The following is a 15,639-nucleotide window of genomic DNA, read 5'->3' as shown; positions in this document are numbered from 1 at the left end:
GGAGGATCGGGGTGAATTGCATGACCGGGCATTCCAGCTTAAGGAGAAGCATTGAGCAGTCCGTCGTACCGGCATTATCGGCAAGAGATCGCTTTCGGCTTGTCATCCGCTACATGGAGGACAATATGGGCGAGAAGCTGACTCGTCATCAGCTGGCCGGTCTGCTGTTTCTCCATCCCAGCTACTTCAACCGTGCTTTCAAGCAAGTCTACGGTATGTCCTCCATTCAGATGCTCCGGATGCTTCGGCTTCGAAGAGCGGTGCAGCTGCTCGAGGAGTCCGATCATTCGCTGGAGCAAATTGCCGCAGCATGCGGCTTCGGGGAAGTTAATTATTTCAACAAAGTGTTCAAGGACCGGGCCGGCCAGACGCCGGGAGAATATCGCAATAGCATCAATTTGAACAGGAGTGTGAACGAATGAAGCAGCGCATTTATATCGTAGGGGCTGGCGCAATTGCCGGCTACCACGCGGAAGCGATCGAGCGTTACGCGGAATCGGAAGAGAGCCGTCCGGAGCTATATGTGACGGACGTCAATCAGGCGGCACTGGCTGCCTTTGCCCAGCGGTTTCCATGGGCGGCACCGGTTGAGCAATTGGGTGCGATGCTGGACGAGCCGTCCAGAGAGGATGATATTGTCATTGTTGCGACGCCGCCAGTTACGCATGCGGATATTTCGATTCAAGCGCTCCGTTCCGGCCGCCACGTCCTGTGCGAGAAGCCGCTGGCTATGAACCGGAAGGAAGCGGATTTGATGCTGCGGACAGCTGAGGAAACGGGCAAATGGATCGGCTGCTGCAGCTCGCGATTCGCAGGCTTGCAGATTACAGAGGAAGTTAAGGGCTTACTCGCGCACGGCACGCTTGGTGACGTGTATCAGGTGCAATGGGTGCAGCGCCGCAAGCGGGCAAGAACGGGAATCGAGTATCAGCCGCAGAGCCGCTGGTTTCTTAACCGTTCGGTTAGCGGCGGAGGCACGCTCATGGATTGGGGTCCCTATGATATCGCAAGCTTGACCGAGGTACTGCAGCCCGAGCGGGTAGAAGTGCTTCATGCCTGGATGACGAACCCGGCAACGGGACATCCAATCGAAGCCGAGGCGAATTCCGAGGTGGAACAGCATGTTGGTGCAACGATGCGGTTTCATCTGGCTGGCGGGAGAGCTGTGACGGTGCAATACGAGCGGGCCGCTTGCTGCCATGGCGAGGAGCGGAGCTTAGCTGAGATCGAAGGGACCGGCGGCGCTGTTCATTGGGATTGGCTATGCTTCGACGGCCACGGCGAGCTCAAGCGCTATTACGATGTGAACGGCGAGCCTGAAGCCAGTCAGCAGAAAATCGAGAACGCACCGCTGGGCATGATGGATAAGCCGATCGTTTATTTCATGCAGGCGCTGGCCGGGCAGCAAACGCCCGCCATTCTTAATGAGCAGGCGGTGTTCAATTTCAGCATTCTCGCCGCGATATACGATTGTATCGAGACCGGAGCCGTCCAGACGGTTGCCAAGGCTGAGGGGGCGCACGGATGAACCGGATCTATGGAATGGATACCTTTTTCTACAACAGCTTAGGCAATTACCCCTTCAACACACGCTGCGAAATGCTGTCCGAGCTGGGCTATGATGCGGTCTACTTAACGTTATGGGATGAGGACAAGCAGGCTTGGAGGGATCTTGAGCGGCTGCCCCATGTAAAAGCGGAGTATGGTCTGGAAGTGGCTGCGGTCTACGCGGTGCTGGATCTGGCGCTGCCGAAGGATCACCCGCATGTTGCCAGAATCTTCTCGATGCTGGCGCAGCTTCAAGGCTGCAGCCGGGTTGAATTGGCGCTGACAATGGGCGATTCCGGGATGAAGCCATCGGACCCGGAAGGCGATGCTTTGGCGCTGGAACGGCTGTCTGAGCTGCTCGCCATTGTGGAGCGCAATGGGATTCAAATCTCGCTCTATCATCATGTCTACTTCTGGCTGGAGCGGTGGGAGGATGCGCTGCGGCTAGTGAAGCAGCTTAATCATCCGCTGCTCGGCATTACGTTCAGCTCCTTCCATTGGTTCGCTGTTGACGGCAGCAATCTGAATGGCGCTTTGTCTGCCTGCGCTCCTTATTTGCATGCCGTTAACCTTTGCGGCAGCCGCAAGCAGGACAAAGGTTTGCCTGCGTCCATCGAGTGTATCGATGCGGGTGAGCTGGATATTTTCGCAGTAATGGGTGTTCTGAGAGGGCTTGGTTATGAGGGCTTCGTTGGATTCCAAGGCTATGGCATGGGCGGAGATCCTTACAGCCGTCTGGAGCGGAATCGTGATGTATACCGCTCCATGCTGGACCGCCTGGAGCGTCATCCTTCATGGGCGCTGTTCTCGTAATGTGATAGAAACCATATGACGTTTTGAGGAAAGGCGGGTCTGTGATGAGCTTGAGAAATGCAGTAAACGACGGTACAGCTAACGCTCCGAGACTGGAGCTTCAGCAGTCCTGGTGGGCGATGATTGGACTTGGTGAGAACGGCAAGGAATGGTCGATGGAGCAAAAGTTCGAGAAGATCGCGGAAGCGGGCTATTCTGCCATTAGTGCAGTTATGCCGCCGCTTGAAGAGGCGGAGCAGTGGAACCGGCTGCTGGAGCGGTATAAGCTTGGCTTCAACACGATGGCTTTTCCAACGAAGGTAGAAGATATTCAGGTGGTGCTGGAGCAGATCCGCCAGTTTGGAACGGTTCAGTATTTGAACCTGCAGGTGATGGATGGATTTGTCGTCGGAAATGAGGCGATTGAGCTGCTGTCCGGGTTGCAGGCGGAAGCAAGAGCGGCGGGTATGCCGGTCTTTATTGAGACGCATCGCGGTACAGTAACGCAGGATCTGATCCGGACGGAGCAATATGTCAGGGCGCTTTCTGATTTGCGGCTAACAATCGATCTGTCCCATTACATCGTAGCGGGCGAGCTGAATGGCCCGCTGGATAAAGCGGAGCCGATGTTTGATGCTTTGCTGGAGCGGACCTCCTGCCTGCATGCCCGGGTGTCTAACGGGGAGCAGGTGCAGGTCGACGTTGGGCCGACGGGCGATCATCCGATGCTGCCTAACTTCCAGCGCTGGTGGCGGAAGGGAATGACGAGCTGGCTCCGGCAGGCGATGCCTGGGGATGTGCTTCCCTTCGTTACAGAGCTTGGGCCCCCGGGTTATTATGCCATTACTAGGCGGGATACCGGAAGCGGGCAGGAAATAGAGGTATCAGATCGCTGGCAGCAGGCGCTGCTGTTCAAGGAAATTGCAGAAGCACAGTGGCAGCATGTTGTGGCGGAGCATAATCAGCGTAAATAGCGGTAAGCTGCTGCTGGCGCGAGAAAAAAAGGGCTGGATAGAGATTCAACAATCTCCATCCAACCCTTTTCCATATCTACTGGTTAAGCGTTAATCGTTAGCAGTGATCTGAGTTTAATGTCCGGTGCCGCGAGCTGCACCGGATCAAGAGCGGCTTGGGATGCGATGAGCATCTCCGCAAGGCGAATGTCCTTAGCAATGCCGTTCCGGCCAATCGCGCTGGCAGCCGCGAGCCGGTAACCATCCGCCAGGTGAAAGTACAAGTCGCCTGTCGCCCCAAGGCTGCGATGGACGGTCGTGCGTGCGGTATGCGGCAATCCGGTAACTTGGAGCGTCAGGTCATACTGATCGGACCAGAACCAGGGAACGGCGCTATAGGCTTCAGTGGAGCCGAGCATGCTGCCTGCTGCATGCGTGCCTTGCTCCTGCGCATTGCGCCAAGCCTCCAGCCGGATTCGCATCCCGCCATAGAGCGGATGGGGGAATGAGCAGCAGTCTCCTGCGGCGAAAATATCGGGATCGCTCGTGCATAAGCGCTCGTCAACGGCAATACCGTTCTCGATTGTCAGGCCGCAGCCAGAGGCGAGTACTGTATCCGGCACGGCTCCGATGCCTGCCAGAATGACATCGAAGGCGAGCGCTTCTCCGTCTGTGAACGTGATGATGCTCTCTGATTCTGCGCTTTCGATCGCTTGAATACCGGCATTCAGCTTGAAGGAAACACCCTCTCCCCGGTGGCGGGCTTCGACGACACGACCAATCGATTCCGGCACACCGCGCATTAGAATGCGCGGGCCGGCTTCGATAACCGTAACGGCACAGCCCTGGTATCTGGCGCTTGCCGCGACTTCAAGGCCGATGAAGCCTCCGCCGATGATGGCAACCCGCTGGCCGGGCTGAAGCCGGCTGCGAAGTGCCAGCGCATCGGCATAGGAACGGAGGTAGCGGATATTCGAAGCTTGGCTCGCTCCGCTGCCGGAATCCGGCAGTTGAAGCATGCGGGGGCGGGCCCCGGTTGCGAGCAGCAGCCGTTCATAGCGGAATTGCCTGCCGTCCCCTATCGCAACAATATGGTTGTTCCGATCGATGGAGGCCGCCTTGCTGCCATGAATGAAGTCAATGCGCTGCTCCTTCAATTTCTCTGCTGTGACGATATAAGCCGGCGAAGGTTCGCCGGCCTCTTGAAGCACTTGCTTGGACAGGGGAGGACGCTCATAGGGAGCATGAGACTCCTCGCCAATGAGAGTGATCGCACCCGTCCAGCCCTGTTCCCGGAGCCCGGCGGCGGCTCTTGCGCCTGTCTCGCCCGCTCCGATAATGACCATACCGTTGTCCTTCATTGTAAAGCCTCCTTAGCTGATTTTGATCCAAATTTGCCCGGCTTCGTTTTTCACAGGATAGGTTTGGAGCGCGTTGCATACCGGGGCGCGTTTCGCTTCGCCGGTCGTATAGTCGAATCGTCCGTTATGCTTGGGGCATTCAATATGCTTGCCCATAACGAGCCCGTCGGACAGATGGAATTTCTCGTGTGTGCAGTAGCCGTCTGTGGCATAATATTCGCTTTTATCAGAGCGGTAGATCGCGAATGTCCGGTCCTCGTAATCAAACCGGATCACGTCTTCCTCGTCGATATCCTCGGCATCGCATGCTGCAATCCAGCCTTCATATGTCATAGTAAGCACCTCTTCATATTAGTTTGGTTACTCTGCTGTTGCCGCGACTGCTTCTGGCCCATATTCATAAGGGGCTGCCGTGGAAGGAAGCGGTCTTACAATCGTATAGGACGGGTCCTTCCGCTGCCGGACAAGCGCGGTGAATACTTCTCTCAGCGCTGCGGACAAGCTTGGGGAAGGCTCCGGGCAATCATGCTTAATCGCTTCATGAAGCTTAGGAAGAGCATGGTAGGGCACCATCGGAAACATATGATGCTCGATATGGTAATTCATGTTCCAGTACAAGAAACGGACGATGGGATTCATATACGTCGTGCGCGTGTTCAGCCGGTGATCCAGCACATCCTCGTAGAGTCCCAGATGCTGCGACAAGCCGGTCATCAGGACGAGAAAGCTTCCGAAGAAGGAAGGGAGCACGATGAACATGGCCGGCTTTATCGTTCCGTAGTAGAAGCAGGCTGCAATCACAATGACAAAGATAAGAACATAAACCCGGGATTCCCAGCACGTCTTGCGAACCTCAGAGGCCGGAATATATTCCTTTTCTTCGGCATCCAGCTTGCCGACGCAGTGCAGGAGCATCCGCCACACATCACGCGGGCCGCCGTACAGCTTGAAAAAGCTCCATCGCAATGACATGCCAGACCGGCGGGCGGGGCGAGACGATTTCCGGGTCGCGGCCCACGATGATGGTATCGGTATGATGTCTGGAATGGCTCCATCTCCAAGGTGTAGCTGGTCTTAAAATCATGAAGGAAGCGATCTGATAGACGGCTTCATTCATCCAGGCTGTCTTGAATGCAGTGCCATGTCCGCACTCATGCCAGCGGGAGTCGGCAGGCGAGGCGTAAAGCACGCCATAGAGGGCGAAAGCGGGAATGGCCCACCAGCTTCCCCATGACCAATAGGCCAGCAAGCCGGCAGCGGCAAGCGCACAGAACCAGATGATCGTGTCGCGTATAGCCGGACCGTCTTTTCGTTTCATAAGCTCTTTCATTTTGGCGCGGGGTATCGGGGTCGCGTACCATTCTGCGGCGACGAGTCCCCTTTGCTGGGCCCGTTCGCCTTCCGGTCCCGTCAGGCTGTAGTCCCGCTTGCGGATGTCTTGGGTCGGCACTCGTTTTTCCTCCTTAAGTTCGTTTCATAAATGAAGCTTACACAATCGCCCAAGGGGGGACAATGCGTGGGATTGATCTATTTTTGTCTGTAATTGATATTGTTGAATTTGAGCTGAAGGGGAGGAGAGCGAAGAAGAGGACAAGGGGAGCTTGTTTAAAGAAGAATTAGATACCAAAAACGGCGAAAAAGCCCGGTATAGCGTATTTTTTTAAAATGATGGGAGTCACCATGTCAAGGAGGTTCTTTTATAACGGTTGGGTTTTATCCGGTTGTAGAATTTTATGTGTCCAATAGCGGCGTGACAGATGCGGGCTGTAGAGCGTCCAGAGAGGATGGGGTCTATGTTCAAGGTGTTGTTGGTGGATGATGAGGTGTATGTGCGTCAGGGACTTCGGCAGCTGATCGACTGGCAGGAATGCGGCTATGAGGTCATTGGCGAAGCTGCAAACGGAGCGGAAGCATTCGAAGCGGTGAAGGCGAGCGAACCTGATCTGGTCGTAACAGATATCCGCATGCCGGTCGTTACGGGACTTGAGCTGATCGGAAAAGTGAAGGAAGCAGGCATGGAGGGTATCGCTTTTATCGTATTGAGCGGATACGAGGATTTCAAATATGCCCAGCAGGCGATGCGCTATCAGGTTCAGGACTATATTTTGAAGCCGATTGATGTGGATGAGCTGAAGGCTGCGCTGAGCAGACTGCATGGACAACTGCAGGCAAATTCCACGTCGGGAGGCTTGTCCCCGGAAGCGGATTTGCCGCTGGTGCTTGCGGTGACGGACCGGATGGAGGAGAACGACCCGGAGGCGGTGCGGCGTGCGGTAAGACAGTTTATTCAAGAGCTGGAGAGACGCGGAGCGGACGCTGCGGCAGCGGGCAGAACGGTTGGCCGGTTAATTGCCAATGTGAAAAAAATCATCAGCGATATGGAGGGAAGCTTGGCGCTTCAGGGCCTTGATGAGCTGATCGGCTGGAGCGTTGCAGGCAAAGGCGGCTTTGAAACGCTGGAGGAGCGCTTGATGGGGTTTGCATTGGAGGGAACAGCGCGGATCGGGGAACTGCGCAAAGCCAAGCTGCAGGGCAGCATTCATCAAGTGAAAAGCTACATCGAATCGAATTTTAGAGAAAATATGAGCTTGAAGGGAATGGCCTCGCAGCATTATATGAATCCGGTATATATGGGCCAGTTGTTCCGGAAGACGTACGGCATGTATTTCAACGAGTTTCTGCTCGGGGTCCGAATTCGGGAGGCGAAGAAGCTGCTGCGCCAGACAGAGCTGAAAATCTATGAGGTGGCCGAGAGGGCAGGGTTCAGCAGCTCCAACTATTTTATTACCCAGTTCGAGAAGCTGGAGCGGACGACGCCTGCTGAATACAGAAGCCGATTGCTGGCGCAGACGGGCGGGGGCGCTCCGGATGAATAATATAAGGCTGCGCAACAAGCTGCTGCTGTTTTATTTTATAGCGGTGTTTATCCCTGTATTGTTTACAAATCTTTTCTTCTATTCCGTGACTACAAACAGTGTCCGCAAGCAAAAGGAACAGGACATTTCGCTGGAGCTGGACCGGATTCAGAACGCTTTCCGCGTCAAAATCGATGCGGCAGTTGGCGTATCCTCCATCATCTATGCGGACGGGTGGATGAATGAGTCGCTGGAGCGGGAATATCCCGATTGGGTCGAATACTTGGATGCTTATGACGCCTATATTCGGCCAACCCTTAACCGGTATGCGCCACTGGACAGGTCGATCCAAGACCTTACGATCTACACTGACAATCCGACGCTGCTGGGAGCGGGAGGAATCAGTCCGATCACCGACGATGTGAAGGGATCGGCGTGGTACGGCGCGGTCATGTCTGCTGCAAGCGGCGATGCGCCGCTGCTCGTTCATACCCGGAGCGGAAGCCCGGAGAGCGGGGACGGTGCGTACAGCTTGATACGGAAGTTGAATATGCAGGCATCCAACCGTTACGCGAAAATATTAAAAATCGATTTTCATCACGATAAGTTCAAGCAGATATTGGACAACCGGGCGCTGCAAGGCGACTTGTATCTGGTCAACCGGGACGGCGTCATTGATTTCACAACGGCAGCTGGCATCGATTGGCGGCAGCAGCCGATTCCGTTTACAGCGGTGGACAAGCCGGATGGGGCACTCGTCTTTACGAAGTCTTTTCCCAACGTTGATTATTTAAGGGGCTGGACGATTATTGGCATTATGCCTGAGCATCAAATATTGGCCGAGATTCAGAAATCGCAGATGGCTGTTGTCTATTTGGCGCTGATCAATCTGCTACTTCCGACGCTTATTATCGTCTGGATCGCCAAGTCGCTGCATGATCGGCTGCTCCGCATTCTGAAGCAAATGAAGCAGATCAAAAACCAGCGCTTTGATCCCATCGATCATGTGGAATCGACGGATGAAATCGGCCAGCTAACCGTTGAATTCAACCGGATGACAGGACAGATCAAAAGTCTGATCGACGACGTGTACCTCGCAGATATTCAGGCCAAGGATCTGGAGCTGCAGCGGCGGCGGGCTCAGCTTCATGCGCTGCAAAGCCAGATTAATCCGCATTTTCTGTTCAATGCGCTGGAGGCGCTGCGGATGCGAAGCCTGATCAAGCGGGAGGAGGAGACGGCCCGGATCATCAGCAGCTTGGCCAAAATTTTCCGCAAGTCGCTTGCCTGGGGCAATGATTGGATAACTGTCCGGCAGGAGATTGATCTGATCATTTCTTTTCTCGACATTCAGCAATACCGGTTTGGCGAGAAGCTGGTCTACCGCATTGATGTGACAGACGAAGCCGCGCTATGCCTGATTCCGAAAATGATCTTTATCCCTTTTGTCGAGAATGCGAACATTCACGGTATTGAAGCGATTCAGGAGCAGGGCGTCATTCAGCTGGACGTTACGGCAGAAGGGGAGGAGCTTGTCTTTGTGCTGCGGGACAACGGGATCGGCATGGAGGAGGACAAGCTTCGATATGTACTGTCCGAGAGAAGTCTGGAGGACAATGCCGAGGAGCATGTCGGCATCCGGAATGTGATCGCGAGACTGCAATTATTTTATGGCGATGACGCCCGTCTGGACATTGAAAGTTCCCCTGGAGCGGGGACAACGGTCAAAATGCGGCTGCCGCAACAGCTTAATTTTTCGAAATAAAAGCTAAAGTTTACGAGATGACCGGCTTTCGGCGATTGATTATGATAAAAATGAAAGGGCTTTCAAAAATCGATCCTTTCAAGAGGAGAATCCATCGATATGAAGATTTCACAGTTATCGTACGTTCTGCTTTCCGTTTCACTCGTCATGCTGCTGGCCGGCTGTTCTGGCGCTAACGGCGGCAAGTCTTCTGCTCCGTCGGCGTCTGCGGACCCGGCTTCGGGTGAGAAGAAGACACCAGTCACCTTCACGTATTTCAATGCCGCGGTTGCCGGCAAGGATACCAATACGAATGAGACTGTGCTGGGCAAATTGCTGGAAGACCAAACCGGCGTCAATTTTAAAATGGAGTATTTGGTCGGCGATCTGAATACGAAGCTTGGCGTCATGATTGCCGGCGGTGACCTGCCGGATGTTGTGGTACCTGACAGCGGCATCGACAAAATGCTGGATGCCAAAGCGTTCATTCCGCTGAATGATCTGCTGGACCAGTATGCGCCGAATTTGAAAAAGCTTTATGGTCCTTATTGGGACCAGATGGCATCCGAGGACGGCAACATTTACGTCATCCCGTTTGCCGCTAGCAACGGCTTTGTACCGGATATGTACCAACCTGGCGCCTTCTACATTCAGCAAGGCGTGCTGAAGGAATTCGGCTATCCGAAAATCAAGACGCTGGATGAATATTTCGATCTCATCAAGAAGTACAAAGAGAAATATCCGCAAATTGACGGCGGAGATACGATCGGCTTCGAGACGCTGACCGACGACTGGCGCTTCTTCACGCTGACGAATCCGGCTCCGAACCTGAACGGTCTGCCGAATGAGGGCGAAGTTTACGTCGATATGGAGACGAAGAAGGCTGCTGTAACCGGCGATAAGGACTTCATGAAACGCTGGCTGCAGAAGCTGAACGAAGCGAACAGCGAAGGGCTTCTGGATAAAGAATCGCTTGTCGCGAAATATGATCAGTACATTGCAAAGCTGTCCAGCGGACGGGTACTTGGATTCTTCGATTACGGCTGGCAGATCGTTCCCGCTGTGCAAAATCTGGCGCAGGCCGGCAACGATGACCGCAAATTTATCGGCTTCCCGCTCGTGTTCGAGCAGGGGACGAAGGATCAATATTTGGACCCGCCGACGTTCGTAACTAACCGGGGCATCGGCATTACGACAAAAGCCAAAGACCCTGCCCGAATCATCCAGTATTTTGACAACATGGTCAAAGAGGAAAATCAGAAATTGCTGTTCTGGGGCGAAAAGGGCAAAACCTATGAGGCAGACGATAAGGGCCGCTTCTACCGTACGGAAGAACAAATTGCACAAATTCAAAATCCGGAGTTCCAGCAATCATATGGCTTTAGCTACTTCAGCTATTACTGGCCGATGGGAGCCGGACTGTTCGAGGACGGCAATGCGTATTTCCCTGACCGTCAGCCGGAGGTTGTAGAGAAGAGTTATACGGAGGGCGACAAGAGCATTCTGGAAGCTTACGGTTTGAAGGTGTTTACGGACGTATATAGTCCGCCGGACGAGCGGAAGTGGTATCCGGTCTGGTCGGCGAACAAGCAGCAGGGCTCCAAGGAGCAGCTGTTTGAGCAGAAAAAAATGGATCTGCAGCGCAAATGGTTTCCGAAGCTGATCCTTGCCGCGCCGGAGAAGTTTGACGCGATGTGGGGCGATTACATCGCCGATTTCAACAAGCTCGATGTCAAAGCGTATGAAGACTGGGCGAACGGCGTCGTACAGGATCGGCTGGCTGGCAAGAAGAGATAGACGAGATAGAAGAGAAGGACGATAACGACGATCCAAGGGCAGAGGGACGGACAGTCTTGCGGCAATTGCAAGCTAGAGAGCTGTCAGTAACTGGGCAAGACAGCAAGTTACAAGCTGTAAGCTGATAGCATGAGCTATCTTGTAAGCTATATGCTTGGAAGGTAGCTTCCAAGCTACAAGCGGCTAACATGAGCTAACATACGAGCCGCTTGCAGCTTGATCTAGTCAGCCTAGCTAGCAAGCGAGGCGCCCCGTCCTTCCGCACACGGACTGAGAGGAAGAGAGCGATGGCAAGAAAGTCATGGTTAGGCAAGCTCGCAGAACAGAGAACACTCCTGCTGATGTCGGTGCCATTCGTCCTGTGGCTGCTCGTTTTTCGATACATCCCGGTATGGGGCTGGTCCATCGCATTTCAGCAGTTCCGGCCGGGCACTAGCCCCTTTGACCAGGAATGGGTAGGCTTCCGAAACTTCAAGTTTCTGTTTCAAGACGAAAACTTCTATCAGGTGATGCGCAATACGCTGGCAATGAGCCTCATTAACTTGGTGCTTGGCTTCGTGACTGCGATCGTGCTGGCGATTCTGCTTAATGAGCTGCGCAGCGTAGTCTTCAAGCGTACGGTTCAAACGATCAGCTACTTGCCCCATTTTATATCATGGGTGGTTGCCTCTAGCATTATCGTCACGGCACTGTCGACGGAAAGCTCCGGCATCATCAATCTGATACTGATGAAGCTCGGAATCATTCAAGAGCCGATTCTATGGCTGGCGGAAGGCAAATATTTTTGGGGCATTCTCGGCATCTCTGAGGTGTGGAAAAATCTCGGCTGGAACACGATTATTTATTTGACGGCGATTACGACGATCGATCCGGCGCAATACGAAGCGGCGGAAATCGACGGCGCGAACCGCTTGCAGCGGATTTTGTACGTGACGCTTCCGGGATTGAAGTCCGTCATCGTTATTTTGCTTATTATGAATCTCGGCAACATCCTGGAATCCGGCTTCGAGCCGCAATATTTGCTTGGCAACGGCTTAACCGCCGAGTATTCCGAAAACCTGGATCTGTTCGTACTGAAATACGGTATTGCGATGGGTAACTTCTCGTTAGCGACGGCCGCCGGTGTGTTCAAGACCGTCATCAGCATTATCTTGTTGTTCGGCGCCAACCATATTGCCAAGAGACTGGGTCAACCGAGATTGTTCTAGGAGGCTGCCAACATGAAAGCATTAGCTCGCCGCCGTTCGGTAAGCGATCGTATATTTGATTTCTGCAATATCGTCTTTATGTTGTTTCTTGCGGCTGTTACGCTTTATCCGTTTCTGAATATGCTGGCGGTCTCGCTCAATGACGCGATGGATGCCTCCAAGGGCGGCATTTTCCTGATGCCCCGTATCTTCACTTGGTACAACTACGAATACACGCTTCGCGAAGCTGCGATTTTTCATTCGATGCTGATTTCTTTTCTGCGTACTACGCTGGGCACTCTCGTGGCTGTGTTTTGCTCCGCCATGGTTGCCTATACAGTGAGCCGGCAGGAATATGTACTGCGCAAATGGGTTGCGCTGGCGTTCATTCTGACGATGTATTTCAACGGGGGATTGATCCCGACTTACTTGCTGTATAAGGAGCTTCATCTGCTCAACAGCTTCTGGGTTTACATTATTCCGGGGATCATTAGCGCCTTTAATGTCATTATCATTCGTTCCTTTATCGAAGGCATTCCGGAAGGCATTATCGAATCCGCCAAAATCGACGGGGCCGGCGACTTTACGACGTTTATGCGCATCGTGCTGCCGCTTTGTACGCCCGTGCTGGCAACAGTATCACTATTCGTAGCGGTATGGCAGTGGAACTCTTGGTTTGATGTGTTTTTGTACAACTCTTCGAATATTAATCTCAGTACACTCCAGTACGAGCTGATGAAAATATTGCAAAGCTCCAGCGGCTCCATGACCCAGAAGACGGTAGGCGATGTGTTCAGTAATACAGGAGGCCAAGCATTGAACCAAGTTACTCCTACCTCCATCCGTGCGACGATGACGATCATCGCCAGCTTGCCAATCATCATGGTCTACCCGTTCCTGCAAAAATATTTCGTCAAGGGCATGACTCTTGGCGGAGTGAAAGAATAGAGTGGGTTAAGCGCTAACACAAAATGACACCTCTCGCGCTCGCGAGAGGTGTCATTTTGTGTTAGGCGCTGCGCTGGGCAGGAAGGACATCACGCATCGTAGGTGCAAAAAGCTTCATCAACTAGGATTAAGCTTTTCCAAGCTAGTTATCAGAAGCCTAATCAGTCGAACCCGTCATTCCCGTGCGAAATGTAATGGCCTGGGTGGTTGCTCAACTGGTCAAGCTTTGCGCATGCCGCTCCAGGACAGACGGCGAATCTCCGATGCTGTACGGCCTGTCGTCTGCTTGATCATCCGGGCAAAATGATGCGAAGTCTTGAAGCCGCAGCGCTGCGCAATTTCCGTCACGTTGAGGCCTGTACTGGTCAACAGCTCGACAGCCTTGGACACCCGATAATTCCATAGGTAAGCAATTGGCGTTGCTGATTCGTGACGCTTGAACAGTCGCAGGAGATGCTCAGGCGAGAGTCCTGCGCGATCCGCAAGATCGGCAAGCGACAGGTCATCCATATACCGTTCATGAATGTAGGTTAGCACCGAATAAATAGCAGGATGCTTTTCTTGCCGGAGCAGCGCTCTTCTGGATTCGGTAGGATAGAGGTGGAGCGCGGCGAGCCCTAGACTAATGACGGCCTGATCCTCGAAAGAGGCGAAGCGCTGAACGTTAAGCATTAAATCCAGCAGGCGGTTCATTTCCTCCGTTAAGGGCAGACACTCGGGCAGCTGTTCCAGCTCTTCCCGAATTTCCTCTGTCATGTCGTTCAAATGAACGGCAATCCACCGGTGCCAGGAGGGCTCTGTTTTCGAGAAGACAAACGTCTCCTCACAGCCCGGCTTCAACAGAATGACCTGACCGGGAGTGACCGGCAGCAGCCGGCCGTCGATCGTCACATTCATCTCGCCAGTGTAGAGCATGACGAGCTGAATATCCTGCTGAATACGGGGGCCAAGCCGGCCGCCGGGCGGGTAGACGATGGAGCCGGCGGTAGCATGCTCAATTGTATCGATGGCTAGAGAGGCAAGGGAATTGGACATAGCGGATTCCTCCAAACGCTGGGATGGGTTAACGAAAGGCGGTTGCCTAAGCGGCATAAGCCAGAGTACGTGCGCGCCTCCCGCGCGCGGTGCTATCGCGGCACGCGATGTTCGGTACAAGAAACACTTTCGAGTGAGTTCTACCATAAAAACGGTCAGCGGCAGCACACCTGTTAGTCTTGCATCAGAAAGTATGATGGGCTGCAAGTGCAGCCTTCATCCATCTTTTATAGCGTTGGTAGTCTTGAATGTGGATATCAATTATAGATACATATTTGCTTGTTGCAGCCATTGTGTAAGCGGATTCGTTAACGTATTCTGAAATCATTATAGATCATTTCTTAGTAAAGGAGAATACAGAATGAATAACACTTACGTTAGTCCGCTGACTCCGCTTACCGATGAGCAAATTGAATTTTTCAAGGAAAATGGATACTTCCTGTTTAAGAAGGGGATGTCCAGCGATTTGATCGATGCCTTTAATGGACACATCTACGATATTCGCAATCAGAATCCCATGCCAGAATGGGCGGCTTGCGATGAAGCCAAGAAATATTCGCTCCGCCTCTTTAATCCGCATAAGCATGACAGCTTCTCCCGTCAGCTCATGAAGAACACCATCGTACGCGGAGCGCTTGCGCAATTGATGGGAAAAGAAGCGGTGTGCGTGCAAAGCATGTACTTCTACAAAGAGCCGGGCTCGCCGGGACAGGCTTCCCATCAGGATTACTACTACATCAAGAATGATCCCATGACGATGATCGCCGCGTGGACAGCGATGGAGGACTCCATTGATATCGAAACTGGCTGTCTGTGGGTCATGCCGGGAACGCATAAGCTGGGCCTGCTGCCGCACGGCGCAGTGAAAGATATCGAGGAGCATGAGCATTGGACCGAGGAGACCGAGGGAGTTGATACGAGCCGGCAAATTCCGGTCGAGATGGAGAAGGGCGATATTTTGTTCTTCAGCGAGCTGCTCATTCATTCCTCGAAAAAGAACCGGAGCAAGGACCGCTGGCGCCGCTCCTACGTCTGCCACTATATTCGCGAGGACTCCAACGTGCTTCACCGGGAAGATCTGCGTCAGAAGTTCCCGTTGTATTAAGTTGGCATAGCGAACCAGCTTCGCAAATTTGCGAAGCTAAATTCCTTAATTCTAGCTAATTCAGCCGATTTTTTCTCCTGTGAGCCTCGTAGCGCACCTTTATTCGCTATAGTGTAAATGGATTTCTCAATAGAGAAAAAAGGTGCGTTATATGCGTCATTTCAGTGAAATTCCCCAGAATATTGCCGCTCCAGCGAAAAAAGCTGCGCTATTTAGCGAAACAGGTTCGCAAACCCGCCTGCACAGCAACCCCGCTGGCATCCGCCCGCACAGAGCATCCGCCCGCCTGCCAGCGCATGCACAAGTCGCCGCAC

Annotated in this window: 13 protein-coding genes and 1 pseudogene; 10 read left to right on the top strand and 4 right to left on the bottom strand. The window is 53.3% G+C overall.

Going from position 1 to position 15,639, the window contains the following annotated elements; genetic code table 11:
- Positions 1-20: 20 nt before the first annotated feature.
- Genes TY10_RS18430 through TY10_RS18415 form a run of 4 tightly spaced genes read left to right on the top strand, consistent with a single transcriptional unit; the run spans position 21 to position 3,314 of the window.
- On the top strand, positions 21-422 hold the full coding sequence (locus TY10_RS18430) for a helix-turn-helix domain-containing protein (RefSeq protein WP_042166612.1): 402 nt from the start codon (positions 21-23) through the stop codon (positions 420-422).
- Positions 419-1,528, top strand: coding sequence for a Gfo/Idh/MocA family protein (locus tag TY10_RS18425; RefSeq protein WP_042166610.1), 1,110 nt, complete (start codon positions 419-421; stop codon positions 1,526-1,528). Before TY10_RS18430 ends, TY10_RS18425 begins: the two co-directional genes overlap by 4 nt.
- Positions 1,525-2,361 (top strand): sugar phosphate isomerase/epimerase family protein, encoded by an 837-nt coding sequence (locus tag TY10_RS18420; protein WP_042166609.1) that lies wholly within the window; start codon positions 1,525-1,527, stop codon positions 2,359-2,361. The genes TY10_RS18425 and TY10_RS18420 overlap by 4 nt, the downstream gene beginning before the upstream one ends.
- Before the next feature lie 44 nt (positions 2,362-2,405).
- Entirely contained in the window at positions 2,406-3,314 is a 909-nt protein-coding gene (locus TY10_RS18415; protein WP_052350631.1) for a sugar phosphate isomerase/epimerase family protein, read from the top strand.
- 83 nt (positions 3,315-3,397) lie between these two features.
- Here TY10_RS18415 and TY10_RS18410 read toward each other — a convergent pair whose 3' ends face one another.
- The 3 genes and pseudogenes from TY10_RS18410 to TY10_RS32295 form a co-directional block, all read right to left on the bottom strand.
- Entirely contained in the window at positions 3,398-4,654 is a 1,257-nt protein-coding gene (locus tag TY10_RS18410) for an NAD(P)/FAD-dependent oxidoreductase (protein WP_042166608.1), read from the bottom strand.
- A 12-nt stretch (positions 4,655-4,666) separates the two neighbouring features.
- Entirely contained in the window at positions 4,667-4,987 is a 321-nt protein-coding gene (locus TY10_RS18405) for a MocE family 2Fe-2S type ferredoxin (protein ID WP_042166606.1), read from the bottom strand.
- A gap of 27 nt (positions 4,988-5,014) precedes the next feature.
- Positions 5,015-5,972 (bottom strand): annotated as a pseudogene (locus TY10_RS32295) (fatty acid desaturase).
- Between the two features lie 475 nt (positions 5,973-6,447).
- Between TY10_RS32295 and TY10_RS18395 the strand changes: the two are divergent.
- From TY10_RS18395 to TY10_RS18375, 5 genes are all read left to right on the top strand, one after another.
- On the top strand, positions 6,448-7,530 hold the full coding sequence (locus tag TY10_RS18395; protein WP_042166605.1) for a response regulator transcription factor: 1,083 nt from the start codon (positions 6,448-6,450) through the stop codon (positions 7,528-7,530).
- Entirely contained in the window at positions 7,523-9,274 is a 1,752-nt protein-coding gene (locus TY10_RS18390) for a sensor histidine kinase (protein ID WP_042166604.1), read from the top strand. The genes TY10_RS18395 and TY10_RS18390 overlap by 8 nt, the downstream gene beginning before the upstream one ends.
- A gap of 99 nt (positions 9,275-9,373) precedes the next feature.
- Positions 9,374-11,050 (top strand): ABC transporter substrate-binding protein, encoded by a 1,677-nt coding sequence (locus TY10_RS18385; RefSeq protein ID WP_042166601.1) that lies wholly within the window; start codon positions 9,374-9,376, stop codon positions 11,048-11,050.
- Positions 11,051-11,337: 287 nt separating this feature from the next.
- Positions 11,338-12,258, top strand: a complete 921-nt coding sequence (locus TY10_RS18380; RefSeq protein WP_042166598.1) for an ABC transporter permease — start codon at positions 11,338-11,340, stop codon at positions 12,256-12,258.
- Positions 12,259-12,270: 12 nt separating this feature from the next.
- The gene (locus TY10_RS18375) at positions 12,271-13,185 is read left to right on the top strand and encodes a carbohydrate ABC transporter permease (protein WP_042166595.1); all 915 of its coding nucleotides are present in this window, start codon (positions 12,271-12,273) and stop codon (positions 13,183-13,185) included.
- A gap of 219 nt (positions 13,186-13,404) precedes the next feature.
- On the opposite strand, the gene TY10_RS18370 is transcribed toward TY10_RS18375, so the two are convergent.
- Positions 13,405-14,220, bottom strand: a complete 816-nt coding sequence (locus TY10_RS18370; protein WP_042166592.1) for an AraC family transcriptional regulator — start codon at positions 14,218-14,220, stop codon at positions 13,405-13,407.
- 361 nt (positions 14,221-14,581) lie between these two features.
- Here TY10_RS18370 and TY10_RS18365 point away from each other — a divergent pair, with 361 nt between their 5' ends.
- Positions 14,582-15,325 (top strand): phytanoyl-CoA dioxygenase family protein, encoded by a 744-nt coding sequence (locus tag TY10_RS18365; RefSeq protein ID WP_042166589.1) that lies wholly within the window; start codon positions 14,582-14,584, stop codon positions 15,323-15,325.
- Positions 15,326-15,639: the final 314 nt, after the last annotated feature.

The sequence above is a fragment of the Paenibacillus gorillae genome, from assembly GCF_000513275.1.
GTDB lineage: Bacteria > Bacillota > Bacilli > Paenibacillales > Paenibacillaceae > Pristimantibacillus > Pristimantibacillus gorillae.
The sequence above is the reverse complement of the archived record's forward strand: the minus strand, read 5'-3'. Positions and strand labels throughout refer to the sequence as shown.

Excerpts from the sequence above, each read along its gene's own strand:
- TY10_RS18425 (WP_042166610.1), top strand. The coding sequence starts at position 419 with ATGAAGCAGCGCATTTATATCGTAGGGGCTGGCGCAATTGCCGGCTAC.
- TY10_RS18390 (WP_042166604.1), top strand. The coding sequence starts at position 7,523 with ATGAATAATATAAGGCTGCGCAACAAGCTGCTGCTGTTTTATTTTATA.
- TY10_RS18415 (WP_052350631.1), top strand. The coding sequence starts at position 2,406 with ATGAGCTTGAGAAATGCAGTAAACGACGGTACAGCTAACGCTCCGAGA.
- TY10_RS18375 (WP_042166595.1), top strand. The coding sequence starts at position 12,271 with ATGAAAGCATTAGCTCGCCGCCGTTCGGTAAGCGATCGTATATTTGAT.
- TY10_RS18410 (WP_042166608.1), bottom strand. The coding sequence starts at position 4,654 with ATGAAGGACAACGGTATGGTCATTATCGGAGCGGGCGAGACAGGCGCA.
- TY10_RS18405 (WP_042166606.1), bottom strand. The coding sequence starts at position 4,987 with ATGACATATGAAGGCTGGATTGCAGCATGCGATGCCGAGGATATCGAC.
- TY10_RS18430 (WP_042166612.1), top strand. The coding sequence starts at position 21 with ATGACCGGGCATTCCAGCTTAAGGAGAAGCATTGAGCAGTCCGTCGTA.
- TY10_RS18380 (WP_042166598.1), top strand. The coding sequence starts at position 11,338 with ATGGCAAGAAAGTCATGGTTAGGCAAGCTCGCAGAACAGAGAACACTC.
- TY10_RS18395 (WP_042166605.1), top strand. The coding sequence starts at position 6,448 with ATGTTCAAGGTGTTGTTGGTGGATGATGAGGTGTATGTGCGTCAGGGA.
- TY10_RS18365 (WP_042166589.1), top strand. The coding sequence starts at position 14,582 with ATGAATAACACTTACGTTAGTCCGCTGACTCCGCTTACCGATGAGCAA.
- TY10_RS18385 (WP_042166601.1), top strand. The coding sequence starts at position 9,374 with ATGAAGATTTCACAGTTATCGTACGTTCTGCTTTCCGTTTCACTCGTC.
- TY10_RS18420 (WP_042166609.1), top strand. The coding sequence starts at position 1,525 with ATGAACCGGATCTATGGAATGGATACCTTTTTCTACAACAGCTTAGGC.
- TY10_RS18370 (WP_042166592.1), bottom strand. The coding sequence starts at position 14,220 with ATGTCCAATTCCCTTGCCTCTCTAGCCATCGATACAATTGAGCATGCT.